Annotated in this window: 24 protein-coding genes and 1 pseudogene; 15 read left to right on the top strand and 10 right to left on the bottom strand. The window is 64.1% G+C overall.

Translation table 11 applies throughout. The features are described 5' to 3' along the window. Positions 1-10: 10 nt before the first annotated feature. Entirely contained in the window at positions 11-2,533 is a 2,523-nt protein-coding gene (locus DAAJ005_RS15905) for a G8 domain-containing protein (RefSeq protein ID WP_151847961.1), read from the bottom strand. 199 nt (positions 2,534-2,732) lie between these two features. Here DAAJ005_RS15905 and DAAJ005_RS15910 point away from each other — a divergent pair, with 199 nt between their 5' ends. The 4 genes from DAAJ005_RS15910 to DAAJ005_RS15925 are packed head-to-tail and all read left to right on the top strand — an operon-like array spanning position 2,733 to position 5,827. Then, positions 2,733-4,133 (top strand): nicotinate phosphoribosyltransferase, encoded by a 1,401-nt coding sequence (locus DAAJ005_RS15910; protein ID WP_151847962.1) that lies wholly within the window; start codon positions 2,733-2,735, stop codon positions 4,131-4,133. Further along, complete coding sequence (locus tag DAAJ005_RS15915; protein ID WP_151847963.1) at positions 4,130-4,753, top strand: hypothetical protein; 624 nt, start codon at positions 4,130-4,132, stop codon at positions 4,751-4,753. Before DAAJ005_RS15910 ends, DAAJ005_RS15915 begins: the two co-directional genes overlap by 4 nt. 4 nt (positions 4,754-4,757) lie before the next feature. Continuing rightward, positions 4,758-5,360: a hypothetical protein gene (locus DAAJ005_RS15920; RefSeq protein WP_151847964.1), complete on the top strand. Its 603-nt coding sequence runs from the start codon at positions 4,758-4,760 to the stop codon at positions 5,358-5,360. Next, positions 5,357-5,827, top strand: coding sequence for a hypothetical protein (locus tag DAAJ005_RS15925; protein ID WP_226342479.1), 471 nt, complete (start codon positions 5,357-5,359; stop codon positions 5,825-5,827). The genes DAAJ005_RS15920 and DAAJ005_RS15925 overlap by 4 nt, the downstream gene beginning before the upstream one ends. Before the next feature lie 35 nt (positions 5,828-5,862). On the opposite strand, the gene DAAJ005_RS15930 is transcribed toward DAAJ005_RS15925, so the two are convergent. After that, entirely contained in the window at positions 5,863-6,558 is a 696-nt protein-coding gene (locus DAAJ005_RS15930; RefSeq protein ID WP_151847965.1) for an IPT/TIG domain-containing protein, read from the bottom strand. A gap of 267 nt (positions 6,559-6,825) precedes the next feature. Between DAAJ005_RS15930 and DAAJ005_RS15935 the strand changes: the two are divergent. The 4 genes and pseudogenes from DAAJ005_RS15935 to DAAJ005_RS15950 form a co-directional block, all read left to right on the top strand. Then, positions 6,826-7,164: pseudogene (locus DAAJ005_RS15935) on the top strand (NADAR family protein); the annotation flags it as partial. Beyond that, on the top strand, positions 7,161-7,520 hold the full coding sequence (locus DAAJ005_RS15940; protein ID WP_151847966.1) for a hypothetical protein: 360 nt from the start codon (positions 7,161-7,163) through the stop codon (positions 7,518-7,520). The pseudogene DAAJ005_RS15935 and the gene DAAJ005_RS15940, both read left to right, overlap by 4 nt. A gap of 4 nt (positions 7,521-7,524) precedes the next feature. Next, positions 7,525-8,115 carry a nicotinamide mononucleotide transporter family protein gene (locus DAAJ005_RS15945; protein WP_151847967.1) on the top strand — a complete coding sequence of 197 codons (591 nt, stop codon included), beginning with the start codon at positions 7,525-7,527 and terminating at the stop codon, positions 8,113-8,115. Continuing rightward, positions 8,108-9,100 (top strand): AAA family ATPase, encoded by a 993-nt coding sequence (locus tag DAAJ005_RS15950; RefSeq protein WP_151847968.1) that lies wholly within the window; start codon positions 8,108-8,110, stop codon positions 9,098-9,100. The genes DAAJ005_RS15945 and DAAJ005_RS15950 overlap by 8 nt, the downstream gene beginning before the upstream one ends. Here DAAJ005_RS15950 and DAAJ005_RS15955 read toward each other — a convergent pair. The 5 genes from DAAJ005_RS15955 to ald all read right to left on the bottom strand — a co-directional run bounded on the left by DAAJ005_RS15955 (position 9,097) and on the right by ald (position 14,752). Beyond that, the gene (locus DAAJ005_RS15955; protein ID WP_151847969.1) at positions 9,097-9,459 is read right to left on the bottom strand and encodes a cupin domain-containing protein; all 363 of its coding nucleotides are present in this window, start codon (positions 9,457-9,459) and stop codon (positions 9,097-9,099) included. The genes DAAJ005_RS15950 and DAAJ005_RS15955 overlap by 4 nt on opposite strands. A gap of 23 nt (positions 9,460-9,482) precedes the next feature. After that, a complete protein-coding gene (locus DAAJ005_RS15960) occupies positions 9,483-10,880 on the bottom strand; it encodes an 8-oxoguanine deaminase (protein ID WP_226342480.1) in 1,398 nt (465 codons plus the stop codon). 89 nt (positions 10,881-10,969) lie between these two features. Further along, positions 10,970-11,476: a DinB family protein gene (locus DAAJ005_RS15965; protein ID WP_151847970.1), complete on the bottom strand. Its 507-nt coding sequence runs from the start codon at positions 11,474-11,476 to the stop codon at positions 10,970-10,972. Positions 11,477-11,565: 89 nt separating this feature from the next. Then, on the bottom strand, positions 11,566-13,401 hold the full coding sequence (locus tag DAAJ005_RS15970; protein WP_192930804.1) for a clostripain-related cysteine peptidase: 1,836 nt from the start codon (positions 13,399-13,401) through the stop codon (positions 11,566-11,568). Between the two features lie 244 nt (positions 13,402-13,645). Beyond that, positions 13,646-14,752: an alanine dehydrogenase gene (gene ald / locus DAAJ005_RS15975; protein ID WP_151847972.1), complete on the bottom strand. Its 1,107-nt coding sequence runs from the start codon at positions 14,750-14,752 to the stop codon at positions 13,646-13,648. Between the two features lie 175 nt (positions 14,753-14,927). On the opposite strand from ald, the gene DAAJ005_RS15980 reads away from it, so the two are divergent. Together DAAJ005_RS15980 and DAAJ005_RS15985 are read left to right on the top strand one after the other, a co-directional pair. Beyond that, a complete protein-coding gene (locus DAAJ005_RS15980) occupies positions 14,928-15,398 on the top strand; it encodes an Lrp/AsnC family transcriptional regulator (RefSeq protein WP_151847973.1) in 471 nt (156 codons plus the stop codon). Between the two features lie 71 nt (positions 15,399-15,469). Continuing rightward, positions 15,470-16,222, top strand: a complete 753-nt coding sequence (locus DAAJ005_RS15985; protein WP_151847974.1) for a peptidylprolyl isomerase — start codon at positions 15,470-15,472, stop codon at positions 16,220-16,222. A gap of 70 nt (positions 16,223-16,292) precedes the next feature. Here the strand turns inward: DAAJ005_RS15985 and DAAJ005_RS15990 are convergent, their stop codons facing one another. Further along, the gene (locus DAAJ005_RS15990) at positions 16,293-18,203 is read right to left on the bottom strand and encodes a DUF3084 domain-containing protein (protein WP_151847975.1); all 1,911 of its coding nucleotides are present in this window, start codon (positions 18,201-18,203) and stop codon (positions 16,293-16,295) included. Between the two features lie 17 nt (positions 18,204-18,220). Next, positions 18,221-18,934, bottom strand: coding sequence for an LPS export ABC transporter ATP-binding protein (gene lptB, locus DAAJ005_RS15995; protein ID WP_370519829.1), 714 nt, complete (start codon positions 18,932-18,934; stop codon positions 18,221-18,223). A 316-nt stretch (positions 18,935-19,250) separates the two neighbouring features. Between lptB and DAAJ005_RS16000 the strand changes: the two genes are divergently transcribed. From DAAJ005_RS16000 to hisD, 3 genes are all read left to right on the top strand, one after another. Further along, a complete protein-coding gene (locus DAAJ005_RS16000) occupies positions 19,251-20,429 on the top strand; it encodes a phosphopentomutase (RefSeq protein ID WP_151847977.1) in 1,179 nt (392 codons plus the stop codon). 116 nt (positions 20,430-20,545) lie between these two features. After that, positions 20,546-21,073 (top strand): hypothetical protein, encoded by a 528-nt coding sequence (locus tag DAAJ005_RS16005; RefSeq protein WP_370519732.1) that lies wholly within the window; start codon positions 20,546-20,548, stop codon positions 21,071-21,073. A 99-nt stretch (positions 21,074-21,172) separates the two neighbouring features. Then, positions 21,173-22,522 (top strand): histidinol dehydrogenase, encoded by a 1,350-nt coding sequence (gene hisD, locus DAAJ005_RS16010; RefSeq protein WP_151847979.1) that lies wholly within the window; start codon positions 21,173-21,175, stop codon positions 22,520-22,522. A gap of 507 nt (positions 22,523-23,029) precedes the next feature. On the opposite strand, the gene DAAJ005_RS16015 is transcribed toward hisD, so the two are convergent. Continuing rightward, entirely contained in the window at positions 23,030-23,686 is a 657-nt protein-coding gene (locus DAAJ005_RS16015; RefSeq protein ID WP_226342481.1) for a metallophosphoesterase, read from the bottom strand. Between the two features lie 39 nt (positions 23,687-23,725). Here DAAJ005_RS16015 and DAAJ005_RS16020 point away from each other — a divergent pair, with 39 nt between their 5' ends. Beyond that, entirely contained in the window at positions 23,726-24,253 is a 528-nt protein-coding gene (locus DAAJ005_RS16020) for a GNAT family N-acetyltransferase (RefSeq protein ID WP_151847980.1), read from the top strand. A 142-nt stretch (positions 24,254-24,395) separates the two neighbouring features. Beyond that, the gene (gene rocF / locus DAAJ005_RS16025; protein WP_151847981.1) at positions 24,396-25,295 is read left to right on the top strand and encodes an arginase; all 900 of its coding nucleotides are present in this window, start codon (positions 24,396-24,398) and stop codon (positions 25,293-25,295) included. The last annotated feature ends 31 nt before the right edge of the window (positions 25,296-25,326 follow it).

The raw sequence follows: 25,326 nt of genomic DNA on the forward strand, positions 1-25,326 counted from the left end.
CTTTACACATCTATTTACACAGCGCGGCTACACACACGTCCACCACGGCATAGTCGCGATCCTTCTGCACCACCAGTTTCAGATATAGCTTGCCACCATCCAGCGCGTAGCTATCGCCTGTGGATTTCTCCAGATCGGCCAGCGACACTTTTTTCAGGCGGTTGCGCTCGTCCACCCACCAGTCGCGGTACAGCGCCAGATCGCCGGACGCGGGCAGGTTCAGGCGCAGGGTGTCGCCGGGGGTGCGCCCGCCGAAGCCCAGGCGCAGGTGGGCCGAGGCCCCGGACGGCGTGAGTGCGTAGCTTTCATTCAGGCGCACGCTGGTGTGGAAGTCGGTGCGGTTGGAAGGCGTGCCGCTGAGACTCACAGCCGCTCCACGCGCATTCTTGACATTCAGCGGCGCAATCTTGCCCCCGTTCACATCGTTCAGCCACAACTGCGCGTACTGGCCCGCGCACAGGCTGGCGTTCCAGACCGTTTTCGCCGCGCAGTCGGGGGCGTCTTTCAACAGGGGGCTGGCGGTGACGGTCCTGCCCGCCGCGCCGCCCACACTTCCGTCCACGTCCAGGAAAGTGGCGGCCAGATCGCCGTCCATCCCCACTGTGGCGGGTGGAAAGTACACGCGGGCGCTGTCGTCCAGCCAGGACAGTCCGCGCGCGTCGTTCTGCGGTTCCAGCGCGAAAGCGTTCCCAGTCAGGTAGCCCAGTCCGCTGGCCTGCCGCACGGAGGTGGATTTGAAGGCGGCGACAGCGCTGTTCTGGATGGACACGTGGCCGTCGTAGAACTCGTAGCCGCGAATGGGGAAAGACGCATCCCAGGGACGGGGCAGGCTGCGGCCCCCGGCTCCCTTCGTCTCCCAGTCTTCGGGGGTACCCAGGTTGGCGGTCTCGCCCACCAGCAGCGCGCCGTCCATCACTGAGTCGTTGGCGGCGAAGGTGGCCCCCACGCCGTTGTCGGCCAGTGTCGCGCCGCCCAGCATCAGGCCCGCGCCACGCAGCCAGACGCCGTGATCGCGCTGCTTGTAGGCGGTGAATCCCAGAAAGCTGGCGCGCACCCCTGCCGATTTGCCATCCGCCGGATTGCTGAGGGGCTGGTAATACGCGCCCTCGGTGGTGCCATCGGGACGGGGGCCGTTATCAACGTTCAGGCCGGTATCGCCGCTGTGGGCCATGTTGCCGCCGAAGGTTCCCAGCGGCGTGCGGCGCGGCCAGATGGTTTTACTGCGCTCGGTGGCCAGTCCGGTGGGATGCTCGGGCAGCGCGAACCAGAAGCCCACGCCGTCCACCCCTGCCGCCACGTTGCCCGTAACCGTGTTGGCCGGATTGGTGATCCAGAACGCCGCCGGGCGCTTGTCGCTGGGCAGCAACGGCGTCTCGCCACGCTTCTTTTCGGGCGCACGCACCCGTGTCAGCAGGTTGCCGGAGATGGTATTGCCCGTCTCGTCACCGTCCTCCAGGAAGAGGCAGTGGCCCACGCTGTCGTAGGTCACGTTGTCCTGCACGCGCAGATTCCGGGTGCCGTGGATGGTGACGCAGCGGTTGAACGAGGCATGAATGCTGTTGCCCCACACATATGAGGCCGAGGCGTCGCCCACCTGATGAAAGTGGACCGGATAGCGGCGCAGGGCATTGCGCTGGCCCACCCGCGTCAGTTCCACGCCCTCAATGCGGGCCTGCCCTCCAGCCATCACCATGATCTGCGCGCCCAGCCCCGTTTTCAGGGCGTCCTCACCCGCAGAGACACGGATGTTGCGCGTCAGCAGGCCCACCTCCGCGCGCTCGGAGACAGTGCGCGTTCCAAACTTCGCATCCTGGCCCCAGTGGGTGTATTTCAACGGCAAGACCAGCGTGACCGTCTTGCCAGAAACGCTCTGCACGGCCACTTCCTCAGTCTGGGCGGGGCCAAAATCGGTGCTGGTCAGGGTCAGGGTGTCGCCTGCCACCCAGTCGGGGGCGCGGTCCAGTGTGAGAGTGCGACTGCCCGCCAATGCGGTGGCACTCAGGCGGGTCCAGGCCAGCCGGGGCTGTCCGTGCAGTTCCAGCGCGCCGCCCATCACGCCGATCACGCGGTCCCCCATGCCCATCACGTCCTCGCCGGGCGTCTGATCGGTCAGCACGATTTCGGCGCGGTGGGTGAAGGGACTGGCCTCGCTGCCCACGCGCAATTCACCGTGCAGCATGATCCACCCAGCACGCAGCGTCAGGTCCTGCCCGGCAAATTCCAGCGCACTGCCCGCTGGGATGGTCAGGCCCGCCAGATCAGGGGGCGACACGTCCAGCACGACGCGCTTGCCAGCGGGCAGGGTCACGGTCTGCCCGGCTGCCGGAAGCTTGCCGCCGGGCCAGGTGGAGGCGGCGCTCCAGTCAACGCGCGACAGATTGGCGGTGGGCAGGGGCGGCGTTCCCGGCGGGTGATCGTGTGGTTGTGTCTGGGGCTGTGGGGGCAGCGTAGCCCCGGCTTGCCCCGGCGCAGCGCCACAGCCGATCAATGCGGCGGTGAGAAGCAGAAGGGAAGGCCACAGCCGCGCAGTCATAAAGAAATGCTAAAGGCAACCCCTCTACGCGGGTATGAAGGACTTCCCATCCGACCCAGGCCCCCCAGTGGGGTCTAAAGTGCGAGAAAAGTCCCATCCGATTCAGAGAAGGCAGGAACGAGAGACGCTTGACTCATACTACTCATAGTCTATTTTTTAATTATGAGCGACAGAAAGAAGGACCACAGGAGGTTCCACCATGACCCGCACTGCCCTCCCACACCTGAGCGACGACAACCTGATCATCGACACCGACAGCTACAAGAGCAGCCACTTTTTGCAATACCCCCCCGGCACCACGCGGCTGTTCTCGTACCTGGAAAGCCGAGGCGGGCGCTACCCAGTCACGCGCTTTTTTGGGCTGCAATACATTCTGGACCGCTACCTGACGCGCCGGATTACCGCCGAGATGGTGGAAGAAGCCCGCAGCCTGATCGAACCGCACGGCGAACCCTTCCCCTACGACGGCTGGATGCGTGTAGTGAACGTCCACGGCGGCAAACTCCCGCTGGAAGTGCGCGCCGTGCCCGAAGGCACTCTCGTTCCCATCCACAACGTGCTGATGAGCGTGACCAACACCGATCCCGAGCTGCCGTGGCTGGTGGGCTGGTTCGAGACCATGCTGATGCGGGTGTGGTATCCGATCACGGTCTGCACGCAGAGCTGGCACATCCGCCAGATCATCGGCAAGGCGCTGGAGCAGACCTGCGATGATGCGGCGGCGGAACTGCCCTTCAAGCTGCACGACTTCGGCAGCCGGGGCGTGTCCAGCCGCGAGAGCGCGGGCCTGGGGGCGCTGGCGCATCTGGTCAACTTTCAGGGCAGCGATACGCTGGAAGCCCTGCGCGTGGCCCGCAACCACTACGACGCCGACATCGCGGGCTTTTCCATCCCCGCCGCCGAACACAGCACCATTACCAGTTGGGGTAAGGAACATGAGGTGGATGCCTACCGCAACATGGTCACGCAGTTCGGCAAGCCGGGCGGATTGTACTCGGTGGTCAGCGACTCCTATGACCTGAAATACGCTATCAACACCCACTGGGGCGAAACGCTGCGGCAACTGGTGATCGACAGCGGCGGCACCCTGGTGGTCCGGCCCGACAGCGGCGAACCGCCTGCGATGGTGCGGCTGGCCGTGCGCGCCCTGGCCGCCAAATTTGGCACCACGGTCAATAAGAAGGGCTATCAGGTTCTCAACCATGTGCGCGTGATTCAGGGCGACGGGATTGACGAACAGAGCATTACCCAGATCTTGCAAAACCTGCTGGTGGACGGCTTTAGCGCCGAGAACGTCACCTTCGGCATGGGCGGGGCGCTGCTGCAAAAGGTGGACCGTGACACCCAGCGCTTTGCCTACAAGGCCAGCGCGGGCGTGATCGACGGCGCGTACCGGGGCATCTACAAAGACCCCGTGACCGATCCTGGCAAGCGCAGCAAGGATGGCGTACTGGATCTGGTCATGGAAAATGGCCGCATGACCACGCGGGCGTATTACACCTTCGACACCGACTTCCCCGGCTCGTTGATGCGGACGGTGTACAGGGATGGTGAGTTGCTGGTTAGGGATAGCTTAGAGGATGTGAGGGGGCGGGGGTGAGCGAAGTAGGGGCAAAACTACATCCACTATTTGTTGAAGATTCCACCTGGTTGGCTAGCTTTTATTCCAATTCCTTGAACTATATGCCGGCAGAATTTGACGATATACTCGCGCTGGCAGGTCATAGAATCACAATGCATATTGGCAAGGAAGAGATCTATTACAATACTGCATTTGGATCATATTCACAGCATGTGGCCTGCCTGATTCATAGGAAATCAGGGATTGTTAAGATTCCTTGGTTTGATCGTTTCGATTTAGATAAAATATTTAGCGACTTCACCGAAAAATTTGTTGCTCTGGATATAAAGTTAACCGATCACAATAAAATCCAATTGGCTAGATCGCTTAGGTGTATTGAGTCGCGAAACAGATACGTGTCTATCGATTCAGATGACTACATATTCGACAGTTCAATCGAAAGATGCAATGACATTATTCTAGCCTTGACGAAGGATTCTGAGGTAATTGAGTATCATAGCACCTGCACGCATCATCTAATCTATGGCGCTATGGCACTCAGCCGCTTAAAAAATCTCAAGTCTAAAACAAAAGTCTTGACGCGAGAATTGATTGGAACAATTTGGCAAGAAAATTATGGAGAAGTATGGGAAGGCTAGTTCAATGAACGCCCTCACCCCTCTCCTCCCCGCCCTACACACCCTCGAACCGCTGGGCCTCTCCCCTACTGCCGTTCAAACGTGGTCAGCCTCGGCCAATCCTGAGCAGGCCGCCCGCCTCGCCCAGTTTCTGGAGGCCGAATTTCGCGCGCTGACCAGGGCGTATGCGGATAGCGTGGACCACGCCTACCTGCGCTCGGATGCCTTCCGGGCCAACGTGGTTCAGGCGGTGCGCGCGGCAGAGGTGGCCGAATCCGAGGCCAAACTGCGCTTCATCGCCCGCGCCCTGGCCGGATGCCTGCTGAACTTCCCGCCGCCCGCACTGGACAAGTTTCAGACGCTGCGGATTATCGGGGAGCTATCGGACCGCGAAACGCATGTGTTCGTGGGCCTGTTTGACCTGCTAGACCCGATAGAACCCTTTGAGGACCGCATTCCCGTTGGCACGTCTGCGACGGTGGCGAGCCTGACCCGGCAGGAATTCGCGGCGGCGCTGCTGGGGCTGGGGCAACTGGGGGTGCTGGTGCGGGAGGGCGAGAGCTGGAAATTAACGGCACTGGCGCGGCAGGTGGCAACGCTGTGCCGGATTGGAGGGGGGAATTTATGAAGAATGACTGGCTCAACACTCTTTTTCCACCCAATGCCGAGCGCACTTTGCCTTGGCCACCCGTGGGCGACACCGTGACTCTGTGGCGTCCCACGGGCCTGCACGAGCTTCGGCTGCTGGCGCAAAGCGGCTGGCGGGCTTGGCCGCCCCGGTTGCCAGACCAGCCCATCTTCTACCCGGTGCTGAACCGCCCCTACGCGGAGGAGATTGCGCGCGACTGGAATGCCAGGCGCAACAATCCGCCCGTAGGCTTCGTCACTGAATTTGACGTCCAAGCGGATGTAGCAACGCGCTACAAGATTCAGGTGGTAGGCGCACAGGACCAACACCAGGAATTGTGGGTACCTGCCGAGGAACTGGACAGTTTCAATGCGGCAATCGTAGGGCCAATTCGCGTGGTGGCGCACTTCGCAGGCGAGGGTTATATGGGCGCAATAGATCTCAAGACGCATCTACCAGCGGAATGACCATGCATGGCGTCAGTGGCGTCCGGCCACATTTCTTACGGCAAATACTGGAACGGCACGGAATTGGTGGTGCTGAAGGTGTAGCAACTCGCCACCGGGCATTTCAGGGTGATGTCCGCAAAGCCGCTGCCAGCGGGGGCCACAGCAGTAATCGTGTATTTCTCAGTCGGGCCGGGGCCGATAGCCAGAACGGGAGCCGTGACCCCGGTGGCCTGAACCGCCCCGAAGTACACGTTGGGGAGGGTGAAACCAGCCGGATCGCCCGGGTTATAGGTCAGGTTGCCGTCGAAGGCCAAGGTGACGGTGGTGCCGCCCACTGCTGGACCACTGGTGGGGCTGGCGCTCAGCAGGTAGACGTTGGGCCTGGGGGTGGGTTGCCGGAAGGTGTACGTCCCGGCATTGACCTTGCCATTCGGGGTGGTCACGACCACGGGGCGGCGGCCCGGCAGATTCGGCGGCGCGGTCACAGTCAGCATGGTGCCTGCCGCGTTGATCACCAAATTGGTGCCTGGGCCTGTGCCGCCAAAGTCCAGCGTGGCCCCCAGAAGATTGGTCCCGGTGATGGTGACGGTGGTGGGCAGGGGATTGGCGTTGGTGCCGTTCTCCGTCGCGCCGGAAGTAATGGTGGCCGTGGGAACAAGAGATGCCGGAGGCGGAGTGACCGGGCCGCCGCAGGCGGTAATGGCGAGGGTCAGCAGCGTCAGGCCAAACAGGCGGGGACGGGTGAGCATGGTTCCTCCAGTGCCGGGATGACCGGCGGGTAAGGCTTCGGCAGACGACGTGGCCACTTTCAGCGCCTCAGACCCGTAAGAAAGCAAGGCACCTAAAGTGACAGTACACCCGTTCAGCTCCCCTGACCTCTGGCGGCGCGGCGGGCAAATGGAGGCTTGACCATGCAGCAGATTCTTTTTTACGCAACCGACAAGCCTTACGGCGAATTCAGCAATTTCAGCCGCCATCCCATCGACATCGGGGGTGTGACGTAGCCCACTTCCGAACATTATTTCCAGGCGCAGAAATTTGCCGGAACGCCGTTTGAGGAAGAGGTCCGCGCGCAGTCCACGCCCATGCTGGCCGCACAGATGGGGCGCAGGCGTGATCTACCCTTCCGCCCTGACTGGGACGCCGTGAAAGACGACGTGATGCAGGCAGCCCTGCATGCCAAATTCACGCAGTATCCAGAGTTGCGTGCGCTCTTGTTAGGGACGGGCGACGCGATTCTCGTGGAGCACACCCGCAACGACGCCTACTGGGCCGACGGCGGCGATGGTTCGGGCCGCAACCGCCTGGGCGAACTGCTGATGGAGTTGCGCGGGACTTTGCGGGAGGGTATATGACTGGACTGGTTGAGTTTGAACACTTTGGAGCCTGGGAGCTATCGGGCAAGCAACACACCTTCAAACGGACCGCACCCGATGTTGCACGTGGCATCTATGTCTTGATGGTAGCTGGCAAAGCGGTGTACTTCGGAAAATTTGAGGGCGGGCTGGAGTCTCGCATGTCCGTTTTGAAGAACCCACCACCTTCACAGCAAACGCACTACCGCTTGGCTCCACTCATCAATTCTGAGCTGAGCGAGGGGCGTACCGTGGAAGTAGGCGTTCTCGATCTACCTGCCTGGACCCGACAAGAGTTGAAGGAACGCGTTTCGGCCCTCAGTCAGCAACTCAACTCAGCTTGGCACTTGAGGTAATGTCGTGACCCTTCTCGGCCTCACCCTGCCGCCCCTGGCCCTCGATCTGGCGGGCGGCCTGTGCGTCCTCGTCAGCCTGTATTACCTGTGGGGCAAGGCCAGCACCTACTGGCACTGGAGCAACGCCTCGCTGCTGCCGTACTTCCTGCTGTTCCTGGCGGGCGGGCAGTGGATGCTGGCGGGGTTGCAGGTCACGTACCTGCTGTTCGGCATTCACGGCCTGTACCTGTGGCATCTGGAGGCCCGGCGCGCACGCGGCGAGATTCGCTTCAACGAGCCGTTGTGGTACGGCGTAACCTGGGCCGCCAGCCTGCTGATCTTCGCCTATACGGTGTTCCTGACCGACTTCGGTGATGTGTGGAACGGCGTGCAGTTCGCGGCAGTCACACTGGCTTTAATCGCCAACTTCGCCACGACGCGCCGCTGGGCGTGGTCCTGGCCGGTCTGGGTGGCCGTAAACGCTGTGCAGGCAGTGTTTTTCTGGCACACGCAGTACTGGGTGCTGTTCGGTCTGCAATTCATCCTGGCGGGCATGAGCGTCTACGGCTGGCGGCAGTGGAGAAAAGACGAGGCGCGGGAAGTGGCCTTTGCCTGAGTTTGCCCATGCCCTGATCGTCGGCAAATTCGCCCCCTTCCACCGGGGGCACATGCTGCTGCTGGAGCGGGCGCTTGAGCAGTGCGAACGGGTGAGCGTGTGGGTCTATAGCCGCCCGGACTTTCCGCAGATGCCCTCACCGCTGCGCCGGAACTGGATACGCGAACTGTTTCCCGCCCGGCTGTTTCCAGGGCTGGAGCTGCTGCCCGACGCGCCCAACCCGCCCCTGAACAGCGAGCCGGATGGGGTTCACCGCGCCTATGTGCGTTCCGTGCTGGATGGATGGGGCATCCACCCCGACGCCGTGTACACCAGCGAGGACTACGGCGATGCGCTGGCGGCGGAACTGGGCGCGGCGCATGTGTGCGTGGACCGGGCGCGGGAAATCGTGCCGATCAGCGGAACGCAGTTGAGGGCCGATGTTCACGCGCACCATCAGTTTCTCGATCCTGCCATCTACGCCCATTTCGTGGGGCATGTCGTCCTGCTGGGCGCGGAAAGCACCGGCAAAAGCACGCTGACGCGGGCGCTGGCCGAAGCCTGCGGCACCACCTACGCCCGCGAATATGGCCGCGACGTGTACGAGCGCGAGGACGGCAAGCTGTCGCCCGAACACTTTCTGGAAATCGCGCTGGGTCACCGCGCCCTGGAAGACGAGGCCGCCCGCACCCCCGGCGTCCACCGCTGGGTCTTCTGCGATACCCACGCCGCCACCACGCTGATGTGGTCCTATCTGCTCACAGGCACAGCCCTGCCAGAACTACACGCGCTGGCCGACGCCTGCCGCGCCCGCTACGCCCACACATTCCTGTGCGCCGAAGATCTGGCCCACGAGCAGGATGGCTGGCGGGCCAACACGGCGGTCCGCACGGTGCAGCAGGGCTTTATCCGGCAGGAGCTGGGAACGTGGGGCATCGGGTTTCAGGAGGTTAAGGGCAGCGTATCTGCGCGGGTGGAACAGGTGCGGACGGCGCTAAAACTCTAGACTCCATAATCCCCATCCGTCACCTTGGCCAGCCACACGGTTTCGCCCGCGTTGATGGCGAGGTGCTGCATCAGCGAGTCGGGGGCCGCGCCGTGCCAGTGTTCCTCGCCCGCGTCGATCTGCACCACGTCCCCGGCGGTCATGGTCAGGGCCGCTTCACCGCGCTTCTGCACCCGGCCCACGCCACTCAGGACGATCAATGTTTGCCCCTGCGGATGCGTGTGCCACGCCGTCCGCGCGCCAGGGGTGAAGGTCACGCGCAGCACGCCCACGGCCTGACGTTCCATCCAGACCTGTCCGGTGAAGTTGGCTTCGGGAGCGGGGTTCATGGTCAGGGTCTGGCTGGGAATGTGTTTCATAGGTCCAGACTACGCCGCCAGCATCAGCCCAGTCCGATCATCCGGCGGCTGTGCGCGTCGTGGCGTTCCACCAGCGCGGGCAGTTCCACGCCCAGCAACTCCCCACCCTCCACGATCACGCGCCCATTCACGATGTTCAGCGCCACACGCGGCGGCGCGCAGAGGGTCAGGGCGCTGACCGGGTCGTGTCTGGCCCCCGAATAGCCCAGATCGCGCAGATCAATGGCGATCAGATCGGCGGCAAAGCCCGGCGCAAGCTGCCCGATGTCGTCACGGTTCAGCACGGACGCCCCGCCGCGTGTCGCCAGCCACAGGGCGTCATAGGCGGTCAGGGCGTCCGCCGCGTTGGGAGCCTGACCCGGCACGCCGCGCACCCGCGAGGACAGGAGCGCCTGCCGCGCCTCGGCCAGCAGGTGCGAGCCGTCGTTGCTGGCGCTGCCATCCACACCCAGCGCCACGCGCACTCCCGCTTCCAGCAGTTGTCGGGTGGGGGCAATCCCGCTGGCCAGCCGCATGTTGCTGCTGGGGCAATGCGCCACGCCGCAGCCACAGGCCCCCATTCGCACGGCATCGTCCGCGCTGAAATGAACGCCGTGCGCGAACCACACGTCCGGCCCGGTCCAGCCCAGCGACTCGGCATAATCCAGCGGACGCAGACCGAATTTGGACAGGCAGAAGGCGTCCTCGTCGGCGGTCTCGGCCAGATGGGTGTGCAGCATCACCCCTTTCTGGCGGGCCAGTACGGCGCTTTCGCGCATCAGATCGCCCGTCACCGAGAACGGCGAACATGGGGCCAGCGCAATGCGCGTCATGGCAAGGCGGGCTGGATCATGGAAGGCATCGATCAGCCGCGCGGAATCGGCCAGGATGGCGTCTTCACGTTCCACGGCGCGGTCTGGTGGCAATCCACCCTGAGACTCGCCCAGGCTCATACTGCCGCGCGTGGGGTGAAAGCGCAGGCCCAGGTCACTCGCGGCGCGGATGGTGTCGTCCAACTTCACGCTGTTCGGATACAGGTATAGGTGATCAGAGGAGGTGGTGCAGCCGCTCAGCGCCAGCTCTGCCAGGCCAAGCTGGGCGCTGTCATAGGCAGCTTCCGGCGTCAGGTTCAACCAGATCGGATAAAGGGTTTTCAGCCAGTCGAACAGCCCCGAATCCACCGCCAGGCAGCGGGTCAAGGTCTGGTACAGGTGATGGTGGGTGTTCACCAGACCGGGCAAGACAACGTGGCCGCTCAGATCACGGACCCCCGCGCCTTCTAGCAGCTCGGCAGGCAATTCCTGGTCCAACCCCACCCAGACGATTTCATTTCCCTCCAGCACCACGGCGGCGTCTTGCAGCGGCGGTGTGGGCGACAGGCGTTCCCCGGTCATGGGGATCAGCGTGTGGATGCGGCGCAAAGCGGTTCGGGTGGGATTCATAGTGACCTCCGGTGGGGAAACAGAACTGACCCCAACCACGACGGTCAGGGCCAGAAATTGTTTTGGCTACTTGCTCAAGATCTACGGGTTCAAGTATACCGCTCCATGAGAATTTGCAGATGTGCCCGCTCATGACCCAGCATCCCGTGGGCGTAGGCCCGCACCGTGAAGGGATGGCCGTTGGCGCTGCCCTGCCGCGCCCAGGCTTCCGGCGCAAGCTGGCGCAACACGAATAAATTGTTGCTGCGGGCCGCCTCGAATCCGGCCAGCAGTTCCTCCAGCGTCGGTGTACCGAAGTCACTGGCGGCCATCCAGTCGTCCTGCTCGAAACCGGGCAACGGTGAGGAATCGGCACGGGCATACCACAGCGCCCGGAAGCCGAAAACGCGCTCGGTGTCGGCCATGTGACCCACGACTTGCTTCACGCTCCACTTGTCCGGGGCGTAGCGGTGATCGGGACGGTCTGCAAAGTTCAGAATCTGGGCGCGGGTCAGCGGGGCCTGCGCCAGCATCGCGCCCACCACATCTTCCTCTGGTGCGAGGTTGACGTAGCGGGCGTAAAAGGGTGGATAGTCGCCGGGCTGGGGACGGGTCATGGGGGACTTTAGCGCGGGCAGGCTGTCTTCAAACTCTCCGAATCTGAGTCGAGACCACGGGGCATGAACCGCCGCACGCGCCTGCCGCTCTAACGCACGTCGGTTTCCAGATTGTCGCTAGCGGTATTCCCAGCGTAGTCGGAAACGCTGAAATCCAGCTCGAAGGTTCCGTCGGGTAACTCGGACTTCTCGGCCAGCAGATTCGAGAGGTCATCTGCGGTGACGTCCAGCTTTTCCTTCTGAAGCTGCCAGCCGTACTTGTCGGTGGTCTCGTCATAGGTCCGCAAGTAGAACTGCAACGTCGCGCCCGCCTCGGCGTCCATCCCAATCGGGGACTCCCCGCTGTCGTCGAGCAGGCCGGTCACCTCGCCGTCATCGGTGAACCGCACGATCACGTCATAGGGTTTGCTGCCCGGCGGCGTGTACTGGGCAGACGCGGACATGAACTCGTCGTCCGGGTCGCCACGGTCCGCCGTGATCAGACTTGAGGTCTCGCCGTCGCCCATCGACCACGCCTGCGTCTGCCAGTCGAACTTGTAATCGCCCGCCACGATCCGCTTGTAGTACACGTCGCCGTAGTCCAGGTACTGGCCCTTGCCGAGGACCTGATACAGGCTGACCAGCGCCGAATAGACGTCCGCCCCCTCTGCCGTGAAGCTGACCACGGCACCACTGTCCTTGTTGGGCGTCAGGTCCGCATTTTTCAGCACAGGCGGCGTCGTGTCTGCCCGCACGGCCTCTGCCCAGGTCTGCTGAAAACCAGCCCACGCCCCAGCGGTGTTCGGCGACACGGTGTTCATCGGCAGGGTCTTGTAACGGGCCAGCAACTCCGCGTCCGGCACGGTCTGCTTCTGGGTCGGGTAATAGATCGACAGCGCCGAGGCCTCCTGACGCCGCGAACCCACAGACTTTGCAATCACCAGTTGATCAATGGCCGTCCCCAGTGCCGCCGCCCTGGCCTTGACGCCCGCGTCCCCGCTGTACTTCGAGACCTTCGCCGCGAACTGTCCCAGATCGACATAGGGCAGGGTCTTGCCCGGCTGACCCTCGTTGTCGAAGGAGTACTGAATCGCCTCGCCCCGCGCTCGCCACAGGAACCCGGCAGCGCTGGACGCCCCGATCAGCGGCGTGAGGGTCACCGACAGGGCGTCCAGTTGTTTCTGAACCTCGGGCCAGCGGCTGGTGTCGTAGGCCGCATGGACGCCGTACAGCTTGTCGCTGGCATCCTCGCGGTGCTGCGCTTCCCAGAGCTTGACCTCCTGCTCCCCGAAGGCGGTCATGCTGATGTCTGGAGCGGCGTCCAGCGCCCTGAGCGTCGGGGCGTAATTCCAGCCGTTGCCATAATCGATCTCGGCGTCGGCGATATACAGCCGGGTGAGCGGCGCAAACTGTGCGATCAGTTCCGCGCCGCCCATCAGGCAGGTGTCGAAGCCCAGAAAATCGAGCGGCTGGCCCCCCAGGGTCTTAAGAACGCCCTGCAACGCGGCGGCGAAAGCCTCCGGCTTCAGATTGCCGGAGTTCTCCTCGCTCAGGCCGGGGCCGTGGGTGTCTCCGCCGAATCCGCCGTCCCACTGCCCGCCGTGATCCCACATGATCAGCCCCCGGTGCGCCGACGGATAGGCGTCATAGGCCCAGTTCAGGAATGCGGCGACATTTTTGGGATCGTCGCTGTTCAGTTCGGGCAGTGTCTCCACCTTCACGCGCTTGCCGTTCTCGATCACGCCGCGTTCCACACCTGGCCCAGCGCCCTCCTCGTCGTCGTTGCGGTCAAGCTGGTAAACAACATTCACGTTTTTCAGTGGCCCGGCCTCGGTCATCTCCACTAGGTCATCCAGAGCGCTGGAATCGAGGTTGTGGTCGGCGTCGAGATATAACAGCCACCGTCCAGGGCCGGGCAGGTGCTGCGCTGGCGGCCATCGCCCCATAAAACAGAAAGGCAGCGCCCAAGGCGGCAAGGACCGGAACATAAAGTTTCATCTGACCTCAAGTATAGCGGTCAGATGAGCAGTCAATGTATTTTGCGTGAAGATTCATCTCTTGTACTTTGACAGTCTGTCCCTTCGGGCCACCTATCCCTTACAAAGGAGTGAGGAGTCGCGAAATTGCTGTGCCAGTCATTATTCTCGACTTCCTTTTGACTGGCACAACTCCGCAACAGACAGGTTTCTTCTATCCCAGCGCCGTCGCCACTTCCACATGTGGCAGGTCAAAAGCCTCGGCCACGGCCCCGTAGGTCAACTGGCCCCGGTGGGTGTTGACGCCCAGTTGCAGCGCCGCGTTCTTTTTCAGCACGTAGCGGCCCTCATCGGCCAGCAGCAGCACGTACGGAAAGGTGGCGTTGGTCAGGGCGAAGGTGCTGGTGCGCGGCACAGCCCCCGGCATGTTGGCCACACCGTAATGCACCACGCCGTCCACCACGTAGGTGGGATCGTCGTGGGTGGTGGGGTGAATGGTCTCCACGCAGCCGCCCTGATCCACCGCCACGTCCGCGATCACGCTGCCCTCCTGCATCAGGCCCAGCATGTCGCGGGTGACCAGATGGGGGGCCTTCGCGCCGGGGATCAGGACGCCGCCGATCAGCAGGTCCGCCTCGGGCAGCAGGGCGCGGATGTTGGCCTCGCTGCTCATCATGGTTCTCAGGCGGCCAAAGAACACGTCGTCCAGGTAGGTCAGTCGGCGGTGGCTGACGTCCAGGATGGTGACCCGCGCGCCCAGGCCCATCGCCATCTTGGCCGCATTGGTGCCCACCACACCGCCGCCCAGAATCACCACATGGCCGGGCGGCACGCCAGGAACGCCGCCCAGCAGCACGCCGCGCCCGCCCACCGGCTTTTGCAGGTGGTATGCGCCCGCCTGCACGCTCAGGCGACCCGCGACCTCACTCATGGGGGTCAGCAGGGGCAGGCTGCGGTCCTCAATCTGCACGGTTTCGTAGGCCACGCCCGTGGTGCCTGCCGCCAGCAGCGCCTCGGTCAGCGGGCGATCTGCGGCCAGGTGCAGGTAGGTAAACAGCAGCAGGTCCTCGCGCAGGTACTTGTACTCGGCGGCAATCGGCTCCTTGACCTTGACCACCATCTCGGCGGCCCAGGCGTCCTCGGCAGTGCCGATTGTTGCGCCCGCATCGATGTATTGCTGATCGGGAAGGCCGCTGCCGACACCCGCACCCTCCTGAACAATGACGGTGTGGCCGCGCCGGACCAGCGTGGCCGCCCCGCCAGGGGTGAGAGCAACACGATTCTCCTTGACCTTGATTTCCTTGGGAAGTCCGATCTGCATAAGGTTTTCTCCTGGGCCGCGCATGGGCCGGAAAGCTGGGAAAGACGATTGGATTGCTGGCCGCTTGAACGGGATATGCTAACAGGAATGCCCTTTGCCAGGATTGCCAGACGGTGCCCTCGATAGGGGTATTTACGCAATATTATTGCTCATTCGTGGCATAGTAGGCATCAAGATGTCTCAAAACAACCTTGATGCGATTGACAAGCAAATCCTGACTATTCTCCAGCGGGATGCCCGGCTGCCCAACACTGAACTGGCCGACGAGATCGGGTTGACCCCCGCTCCCACGTTGCGCCGGGTGCGGCGGCTGGAGGAAGAGGGCATCATCCAGCGTTACGTGGCGCTGCTGGACCACAAAAAGGTGGGGCGCGATCTGCTGGTTCTCGTGCGCGTGACGCTGGACAAGCAGACCCGCCAGGGCTTCAACGACTTCGCCACGCAGATGCAGGCGCGCCCCGAGGTGCTGGAGTGCTACCTGTGCCTGGGCGACATCGACTATCTGCTCAAGGTCAGCGTGCCCGACCTGGACGCCTATCAGCACTTTCTGGTCAACACCCTGGCCGCCATTCCCGGTGTCCGCAACACCGCCAGCACCATTCTGGTCAAGCAGGAGAAATACACCACCAGCCTGCCGCTGGAGTGAGCGCTGCCAGAGCAGAGGCGGACGCGGGCGTTCTCTCCTTGCTCCCATCAAAGGCTGGGATACTGCCCCTTATGAACACTAATAAACCCACTACCCTGCTGCTTTCCGCCTCGCTGCTGATGCTGGCGGCCTGCGCGCCGAACACCCAGGCGCAGACCGCCCAGACCACTCCTGCCCAGCCTACCCCTGCCAAGACCACACCCGTCACTCCCCCAGCCACGACGCCGCCCAGCGCTTCCGCATTCACGCCCGTCAAGCCGCTGAGTGACAAGCCCGTGCGCGAGTTTGCTAAGGCCGCACAGGTGATCGACCCGGCCAAGACCTACCGCGCCGTGCTGAAAACCGAGAAGGGCGACGTGACAGTGGAACTGAACGCCAAAGCCGCACCTGTGGCCGTCAACAACTTCGTGTTTCTGGCGCTGAACCACTTCTACGACGGCACGCGTTTTCACCGCGTCATTGACGGCTTCATGGCGCAGGGCGGCGATCCCCTGAGTGCAGACCCGGCACAGAAAAACCGCTGGGGCACAGGTGGCCCCGGGTATAGCTTTAGTGCCGAGAACGGCAACGGCCTGAAGTTTGACAGTGCGGGCGTTCTGGGCATGGCGCGGGCCGCCAGCCTGGATTCGCAGGGCAGCCAGTTTTACATCACGGTGGCCCCCGCCGACTTTCTGGACGGCCAGTACACCGTGTTCGGCAAGGTCATCGAAGGTCAGGCCGTGCTGGATAAACTGACGCGCAACGACAGTGGCAACGGCCCGATTGCCGGGAAGGCAGCAGACGAACTGAAGAGCGTGGAAATCCTGGTGTCCGGCGGAAGTTGACTCAGCTCTGGCTCTGGCCCTCTCCTGACCGGGAGGGCTTTTTATGGTCCGGGGCGATCAGCAAGGCAGATCAGGGCAGCACCGGGTACAGGTCCACCCGCATGCTGGGCCGCACGTCATCACGCGCGGCCACGCCCACCACCGCCGTGGTTCCTGTGCGCTTGCTCAGGCGGTCGATCAGCGTGACCAGTTCCGACACGTCCAGACCCTTGTTCAGGATGTACTCGCTGGGCACGCCGCGCGTGGTGATGTCGGTCACGGCGTCCTTGACGAGGTCACTGATCTGGTCCTGCATGGCGCGTGGATCGCCCCCCAGCGTGATGCTGACGCGCCGGATGACCTCGCCGCCCCGGTACAACACTGTGTTGGGGCGGGCGTCGCAACTCAGGTCCACCGGAAAACCCACGGCGGCGTTCTGGGCGGCGCGGCATTGCACGAAGGTGCTGACGTTCAGGCCGCGCAATTTGGTTTCCAGGACAGTGCGGGCGGTGCCGCTCAGGCGGGCGCTGGGGGCGCTGGCGGTGGCTTTCGCGCCGCGCGCCTGGGCCGCCCCGGCGGCGTCTTTCAGGAACTCGTCCAGGTTGCGCACGCCCGGCACCACGGCGGCGTAGACCAGTTCGTTCTTGGGATAGGCCAGATCGGTGTTGCGGCTGGCACTCAGTTCGGTGCGACTGGACAGGTTCTCGTCCTGCAAGCGGCCCAGGCTGGCGCGGGCGTCGGCCAGGGCGCGGGCCAGCGAATCGTTGCTGTTCTTCAGTTCGTCGTTGCTGGCCCGGAGTTGCTGCTGCTGCTGTTGCAGGGCCGTCAGATCCTTGCGAACCTTCTCCCGGTCCGCCGTGGCCTGGGTGCGTTCTTGGGCCGCCTGATCGCGCTCCCGCGCCAGCCGGACACCATCGGCCACCAGTTTGTCGCGCTGGACCGTCAGGGCGTCGCGCTGGGCGGTCAATGCATTGCGCTGAGCAGTCAGTGCGTTGCGCTGCGCCGTGAGCTGATCACGCTGGGCGGCCAGCGTATCCCTGGCTTGCTGCGCCACCTGTTGCTGCTGTCTGGCGGCGGCGGCGGCGGCCACGGCCACGGTCAACGCGTTGGCGGCCTGCTGGCGCGACTGTTCCAGGCCAGCAACCTGGGTTTTGAGGTCCGTGACCTGCTTCCCCGCGGCGCTGATCTGCGCGGCGGCACTTTGTTTCGCCTGCTGGACGCTGGCCTGCGCCTCCTGGACCTGCCTCCTGGCCGTCGCCTGGGCACCCAGCGCCCGTTCCTGCTCGGCTTTCGCCGTGGCCTGGGCCGTCAGCGCCCTGTCCTGCTGGGCCTGCGCCGTGGCCTGCGCCGTGTCGGCACGCTCCTGGGCCGACTGGGCCTCCTGCTCGGCTAGGGCGACGCGGGTATTCAGCTCCACCACCTGACTGTCCAGCGTCTGCGCTCGGGCCTGACTGGCTTTCAGGGCCTGTTCGGACTTCTGGAGCTTGGCGCGGTTCTCGGCGGCGCGGACCTCCAGGGTTTTCAGGTTGGCAGTCTGTTCGTCTACCTGTCCCTGCAAGGTCCTGGTTTCGGCCCGCAGCGTCTTCTCGGCGGCGCGGGTGGTCTCCAACTGACCGCGAATCGTTGCCAGATTCGCCTCGGCCTGGGCCTGCAACTTCGCGGACTTGTCGGCTTCCCGCTGCGCCTGATCGCGCTCGGCCTGAACCGACTTCAGCTCGCCCTGCACCGCGCCCACCTCTTGACGCAGGGCCTCGATGCGGGGGCGGAGCTGATCGGCCTCGGCAATGGTGGACACGGCGTTGCGGTTAAGTAGCAGGAAGGCCGCCAGACTGGCCGCACTGATCGCCATGCCAGACGCCACCGCCACCAGCAGCGCCGTGGTCTTGGGCCGCAGCCCGAACAGCCGGATGTGCTTGCGCCCGGCCTTGCGGGCAATGGTGTCGGCGGCGTATGCCACCACGCCCGACAGCACCACCACGAAGGGCAAAAACAGCCACAGCACGCCTTCAATTCCTCCGACTACAGCTCGAAGTCGTCGCCGAGGTAATCGTTGCGGGCGTGGATATCCTGCGCGAATTCCTGCGGCGTGCCTTCAAACTTGACCTGACCGTCGAACATCAGATACACCCGGTCCGTCAGGGCAATCGTCTCGCGGACGTTGTGGTCGGTGATGAATACGCCGATGCCCCGGCGGTCCCGCAACTCGCGGATCAGGCGCTGAATTTCACGGATGCTCTTGGGGTCCACTCCGGTGAACGGCTCATCCAGCAGCAGGTAATCGGGATCGGTGGTCAGGGCGCGGGCCAGTTCCAGGCGGCGGCGTTCCCCGCCCGAGAGCTGATAGGCAAAATTGTTTGCCAGATGGGTCAGCCCGAATTCGGCCAGCAGCGCGTCAGCCCGTTCAAACTGCTCGGCCTTGGACAGATTCTGGTATTCCAGGATCGCCAGCAGGTTGTCGCGGGCCGTCAGCTTGCGAAAAGCGCTGGGTTCCTGCGGCAGGTAGCCCAGGCCCATGCGGGCGCGTTCGTGCATGGGCAGGCGCGTCACGTCTTTTTCGCCCAGCGCAATGCTGCCGCCACCGGGCCGGATAAAGCCCACCAGCATGTAAAAGGTGGTGGTCTTCCCTGCCCCGTTGGGGCCGAACAGCGCCACGATCTCGCCGGGCCGCACCATGAAACTCACGTCCCGCACCACCGCGCGCCGCCCGTAGGACTTGCTCAGGTTGCTGGCCACCAGATCGGGCCGCGCAGTCTCTCGTGACAGGGCAGAAACAGGCGTTGCAGCCGGAGAAGTCGGGGTCTGGGAGGCGGGCACAGTCACGTGGGCAGCGTACCACGCAGGTGGTTTGAAGGCCGTGAGAGAAGGCGGATTTGATGGGGGTGGGAGGGGTCCGGTTCTCTGCCCTGCTCTGCCTGTCTGGAGTGGGAGATTGTGAAAGCAGCGGGCGTGAGAGGCCGTTGTACCGCTGGACCAAAGGCCGGGGCAGCCCAACCTTCAACATCCCTCCATCAATACCCTGCCCCAGGCGTCCACACCTTAGACTGACCGCATGTTACTGACCATCATCGTGCTGGATTCCGTGGGGATGGGTGAGTTGCCCGACGCGCAGGCGTTCGGAGACGTGGGTTCACACACCATCAACCACACCCTGAAGGCCGCTCCGGTGAAGTTGCCCAACTTAGCCCGACTGGGGCTGGGGCATGTGCCCACCGTCCAAACCTCGCCCGAGACCGTGCCAGATGTGCCCGCCACGGGCGGCTACGGGCGGCTGCGCGAGGTCAGCCCCGGCAAGGACACCTCCACCGGGCACTGGGAATTCATGGGCGTACAACTGGAACACGCCTTTCAGATCTTCCCGGATGGCTTTCCCCCCGCCGTGATGGACCCCTTCGATGCCGCCACCGGGCACGGCCACCTGTGCAACAAGCCGTACAGCGGCACCGACGTGATCAGCGATTACGGCAGGGAACATCTGAAAACCGGCGATCCCATCGTGTACACCAGCGGCGACAGCGTGTTCCAGATCGCCGCGCACACGGACGTGGTGCCGCTGGAAACACTGTACGAATGGTGCGAGGCCGCCCGCGCGCTGCTGCACGGTGAATTCGCCGTGGCCCGCGTGATCGCCCGGCCTTTCCGGGGCGAGTGGCCTTTCGAGCGCGAGAACGAACACCGCCGCGACTTCAGCCTGACGCCGCCGCAAACAGTGCTGGACACCATCAAAGATGCAGGCAAAGAGGTCATCGGCATCGGCAAGATTCCCGACATCTACGCCCATCAAGGTTTTACTGAAGAAATCCATACCGACAGCAACGCCGACGGCATCCGCAAGACCATCGAGCGGATGAAACAGGCGGGCAACGAGGGGACTGACGGCCTGATCTTCACCAACCTGGTGGATTTCGATTCCAGATTCGGCCACCGCCGCGATCCAGCGGGCTACAGCAACTGTCTGGCCGAATTCGACGCCGCGCTGCCCGAGATCATGGCCAGCGTGCCAGACGGCGGGGCGCTGATCATCACCAGTGACCACGGCAACGATCCCACCTGGACCGGCACCGATCACACCCGCGAGCACGGGCTGCTGCTGGTGCATAAGCCGGGGCTGGCGGGCGGTGTTGATTTAGGAGAGCGTGCCACCTTCGCCGACATCGGCGCGACTGTGGCCGAGGCGCTGGGCGCACAGTGGACGGGGCCGGGTGAGAGCTTCTGGTCAGCGTTGCAGTAGCCGTCGGGCTGGCAGGAGAGGCCGAAGCCTTCGGCCTGACGCTGACGCTGGGCGGTCGCTACGCCGGAGAGCAGGCGTGGACGGTCAGCCCGGAGCGCGGCGCGGTGGTGGTGCGGGTGCAGACCGATTTTGGAGGTGTGTTGCCGGACCTGCGGCGGGTGCAGACCAGTCGCCTTGATCCGCGCACGCTGACCAGCCTCAGCTATGCCGAGGGCGATGGGCGGGGAAAGGCGGCTTTCGAGACCACCTTTGATCGCCGCGCGGGTGTGGTCACGCTGCGGCAGGGCAAGGAGGAGGCCAGCACACCGCTGACCACCGATTACCACGATCCGGTGGGGCTGCTGATGTGGCTGCGTGCCCGCGCGGCGGCGCAAGGCGGCGGCCCGGAACGCTCCTACGCGCACCTGACCGGCGGGCGCGTGCTGATCCAGCGCCTGCCCGACAGCCAAATCGGGGAAGCCGACGCCCACGGCTATTACCTGCGCCCCGGCAACGCCTACGTGTATGTAGAGCGCGACGCCCCTCACCGTTTGCTCCGCCTGATCCAGCCCACCGATTTCGGCCTGATTGAGGCCAATGCCCAGGCCACTGCCGCCCGCCGCCCAGCCCCCAATGAAAAACGGCGGCGACGGGGACGCGACTGACGTCTGGCTCTGGCCCGGCTTCCTTGACCGTCTAGCCCAGAAACAGATGCTTTCAGGCCCTCAGACCTTTTGACTTTTCAACCCTCCGCAGGAGTTTCCATGCAAGTTCTCGAAGGTTCCGATGCCCGCGCTTCCCTGACCCGTAGTTTTAATGAAATTCCTGTACCCAACAGCGTTCTGGCCCGAATAGAGAAAACATTTGGTGAGGCGTTGACCCCGCAGCAGGTCGTCGAGCGCATCCTGGCCGACGTGCGCGGGCGCGGCGACGACGCCCTGCGCGACTGGACTGAGCGGCTGGACGGCTCACGCCCAGATGCGCTGGCGGTGAGCGCTGAGGAGATCGCGGCGGCCACGGTTGCCCCGGAACTTCACGATGCCATTCGCCTCGCCATCGCCCGCGTCCGGGCCTTTTACGAGCAGCAGCCCGCGCACGGCTTTCTGAACCACGGGCCAGATGGGGCGCTGGGGCAACTGGTGCGCCCGCTGGGCCGGGTGGGCGTGTACGTGCCGGGTGGCCTCGCGCCGCTGATCAGCACGCTGATTCACACGGCAGTTCCTGCACAGGTGGCCGGTGTGCCGGATATCGTGGTGGCGACTCCGCCGGGCAAAGATGGCAGGGTCAATCCAGCCATTCTGGTGGCGGCGCGCGAACTGGGCATCTGCGAGGTTTACCGGGTGGGCGGCGCGCAGGCCATCGGGGCGCTGGCTTACGGCACCGCCAGCATCGGCGCGGTGGACAAGATCGCCGGGCCGGGCAACCTGTTCGTGGTGATTGCCAAGCGGCTGGTCTATGGACAGACCGGGATAGAGAGCCTGCCGGGGCCGACGGAAACCCTCGTGCTGGCCGACGACAGCGCCGACGCGCGCCATGTCGCTGCCGATCTGCTGGCGCAGGCCGAACACTTAGGCGCAGAGCCGGTGCTGGTCTCGAACAGCCGGGACCTGCTGATTAAGGTGCAGGCCGAGCTGAACGGCCAGTTGGAGGCCCTGCCCGAACCCAACCGCACCTGGGCGCGCGACAGTATCGCCAGCCGCATGAAGGTCGTGCTGGCCGCCGATCTGGATGAGGGGCTGGAGCTGTCTAACCTCTACGCTCCCGAACACCTGTGCCTGCTGACCCGCGATCCCTGGAGCCTGCTGGGCCGGGTGCAGCGCGCGGGCGGTGTATTCATCGGCGAGTACAGCATGGAGGCGCTGGGCGATTACGTCGCTGGCCCCAGCCACGTGATGCCCACGGGCGGCACTGCCCGCTTTGCGAGTCCGGTCAACGTGCGCGACTTCCAGAACATCATCAGTGTGGTGGGCCTGAACGAGACCACCCTGCGGCGCATCGGGCCAGCCGGTGCTGTTCTGGCGCGTGCGGAAGGACTGGAAGCACACGCGCGGGCCATCGAGAGTCGGCTGGATGATGGCACCCGGATTCGGGAACCGGACGGTTCAAGAATCTGAGAAAAGAAGCTGGGCTGGCATTCCTGCACAGCGCGGACATTGACAGCCCAGCGACTTGAGCTGTTCACCATTGGCGCGTCTGGGGCCAGAGGTGTTGATCAGATCAATGCAGTGGGAATACGGTTTCAGCGTCATTGTCAGGGGTGACGAACGTGCAGCAGGGCCAGTGCTTCGGGTGTGGACCGCTCGGAAGCCATACAGGAGGCCACAGCAGAAATCCAAGAGAGCAGGCCAGAGACGACAACTGCGCCTCTGGCCTGCTCAACTTGTGGTGATGGGCGGGGGGACTCGAACCCTCCTGGGGCCATCAGAAACCCACTCGCGCGCCCGTTGATGGAGGGGTGGGCAGCCTTCCCCTGATCTGCCGGGCCGCCTGGCCCACGCAGAAGAAACCGTGAGATTTAAAGTTTCGACTGCCAGATCGGTACCAAGAATGCCACGATAATGGGATGCAATTCTGTGCAGGGCGTACAGAAAAACTTTAGACACGGTTCAGATGGACGAGTTTCAGACGTCCAGCACGCGGTAACCGTAGGCGTTGATGACCCGCACCCCAGAAACCGGATCCAGATATTCCAGCTTGCGGCCCTCGTACTCGTGGATGTGGCCGTGGACCATTAGTGGGGGGCGGCGGCGTTCCATGAACCGGTTCAGTTCCGGGCAGCCCCGGTGGGCGTAGTCGCTTCCGGCGTGTGGCCCGGTGGGCGGGGCATGCGTGAGCAGGATATCCACGCCGCCGCGTGCGCGCCACGCCAGTTTGGCCAGCCCCCAGCGGGCCTCGTAGGCGCTGTACTGCCCGCCTCCCTTCTCGCGGTAACGGGGTGCGCCGCCCCAGCCCGCGATCTTCAACCCGGCTTCCTCTACCACGCGCCCGTGCGCCGCGATCACGCCGCGTGGAGGAATACGCCCGTCGCCCTCGTTGACATACTCGTTCTCGTGGTTGCCGTGGACATAAATGATCGGCACGGTCAACTTGGTGGCCAGAAATTCAAGGTAATACCCCGGAATGTCCCCGGCAGCCAGCACCGCATCCACCTCCGGCAGGCCCTGTGGAAAGCCCGCGCGGTACACGAAAGGATGGACGTAATCCGCCAGCACCATGACTCTTCTGCCCAGCACACGGGGCTGAACGGCGGAAGAGGACTCGGGGATGGTCTGGGTCATGGGGCTGCCGGGGCGAAAGATTCAGGATACCGTGCCCGCGTGCCTCTTCTCTTCACGCCGCGTTTACGGCTGCTGCCCCTGACCCGCGCCCTGATCATCGCCCGGCTGGAAGGCGAGGATTTTACACTGACCTGCGACACGCCGGACGGCCCGCTGGACATCTTCTTTCCTGCTGCGTGGCCCGGTGACCCGCTGGGGGCCTTTCCCTTTTACCTGACCCAGACGGACCGGGCAGGCGAGGTGCCAGAGAACTTCGTGGCCGTTACGCGCGTGGGTTCGCGCGCCATCGGCCAGTTGGGCGGCAAGGGCAGGCCGAACGCGGCAGGCGAGCTGGAAATCGGTTATGGCCTGAACCCGGAAGCGTGGGGACAGGGGCTGGCCACCGAGGCCGTCGGCGCGCTCGTGGCCCACCTGCACGCCCGCCCGGACGTGCAGACCGTGACTGCCCAGACCGCCCTCCACAACCGCGCCAGCGAACGTGTGCTGGAGAAACTGGACTTCGTACGAACGGGCAGGGGCTGGGATAAGGAGGATGGGGAATTGACCGTGTGGGCGCAGCGAGGTTAAGTGCGCCATTCGCCGCCGAGTTTGAGCCACCCGGCAGCATGAATATTCATCTGAACATCCGTTAAGTCCGTGCCACGCCATTTCCGCAAAAATAATGTTGCAGCCGCAAGGCATAAGCCCATTCGTCCCATAAGCTGCATGCATGAACGTTTCACTTTTAGGCATTCCGATGGATCTGGGCGCGGGGCGGCGCGGTGTAGATATGGGACCGTCGGCGCTGCGCAACGCGCATCTGGCCACACGCCTGCGTGAGCTGGGGCACACGGTCAGCGATCTGGGCGACATCGCCGTGGCCCTGCCCGAGACGCTGGACAAGCACATGGAAGCCGGACTGGTCTTTCTGGACCCGATCATCAAAGCCTGCCGCGACGCTGCCGGGCGTGTGGCCGCGCTGCCAGACGGCACCTTTCCACTTACCCTGGGCGGCGATCACAGCGTCAGCATGGGCACCGTGACCGGCAATGCGCTGCGCGGCAACCCACAGGGCGTCCGCAGCGGCCTGATCTGGGTGGACGCCCACACCGACTACAACACGCCGCAGAGCAGCCCCAGCGGCAACATCCACGGGATGCCGGTGGCCCACCTGACCGGGCTGGGCGACCCCCTTCTGACTGGCCTGGGCGGCGGCTGGCACATGCGCCCCGAGGACATCGTGATGATCGGCATCCGCAGCGTGGATGCCCGCGAGCGCGCCCTGATGCAGGAGGCGGGCATCCTGGCCTACACCATGAAAGACGTGGACCAGCGCGGGATTACCCACATCATGGACGAGACCCTCGAACGCCTGGGCGGCCTGGAGCGGCTGCACGTCTCGTTTGACGCCGACGCGCTGGACCCGTCCATCTGCCCCGGCGTGGGCACCCCCGTCCCCGGCGGCCTGACCTACCGCGAGGGCCACCTGCTGATGGAACTGCTCTCGGAGTCCGGGCGCGTGACCAGCATGGACATCGTGGAGGTCAACCCCATCCTGGACACCCGCAACCAGACGGCGGAAGTGATGGTGGGCATGGCCGCCAGCCTGCTGGGCCAGCGCATCATGTAAGCGATTGACACACAGAACCACCGAAACGCCC

The sequence above is a fragment of the Deinococcus sp. AJ005 genome (assembly GCF_009017495.1).
Lineage (GTDB): Bacteria > Deinococcota > Deinococci > Deinococcales > Deinococcaceae > Deinococcus.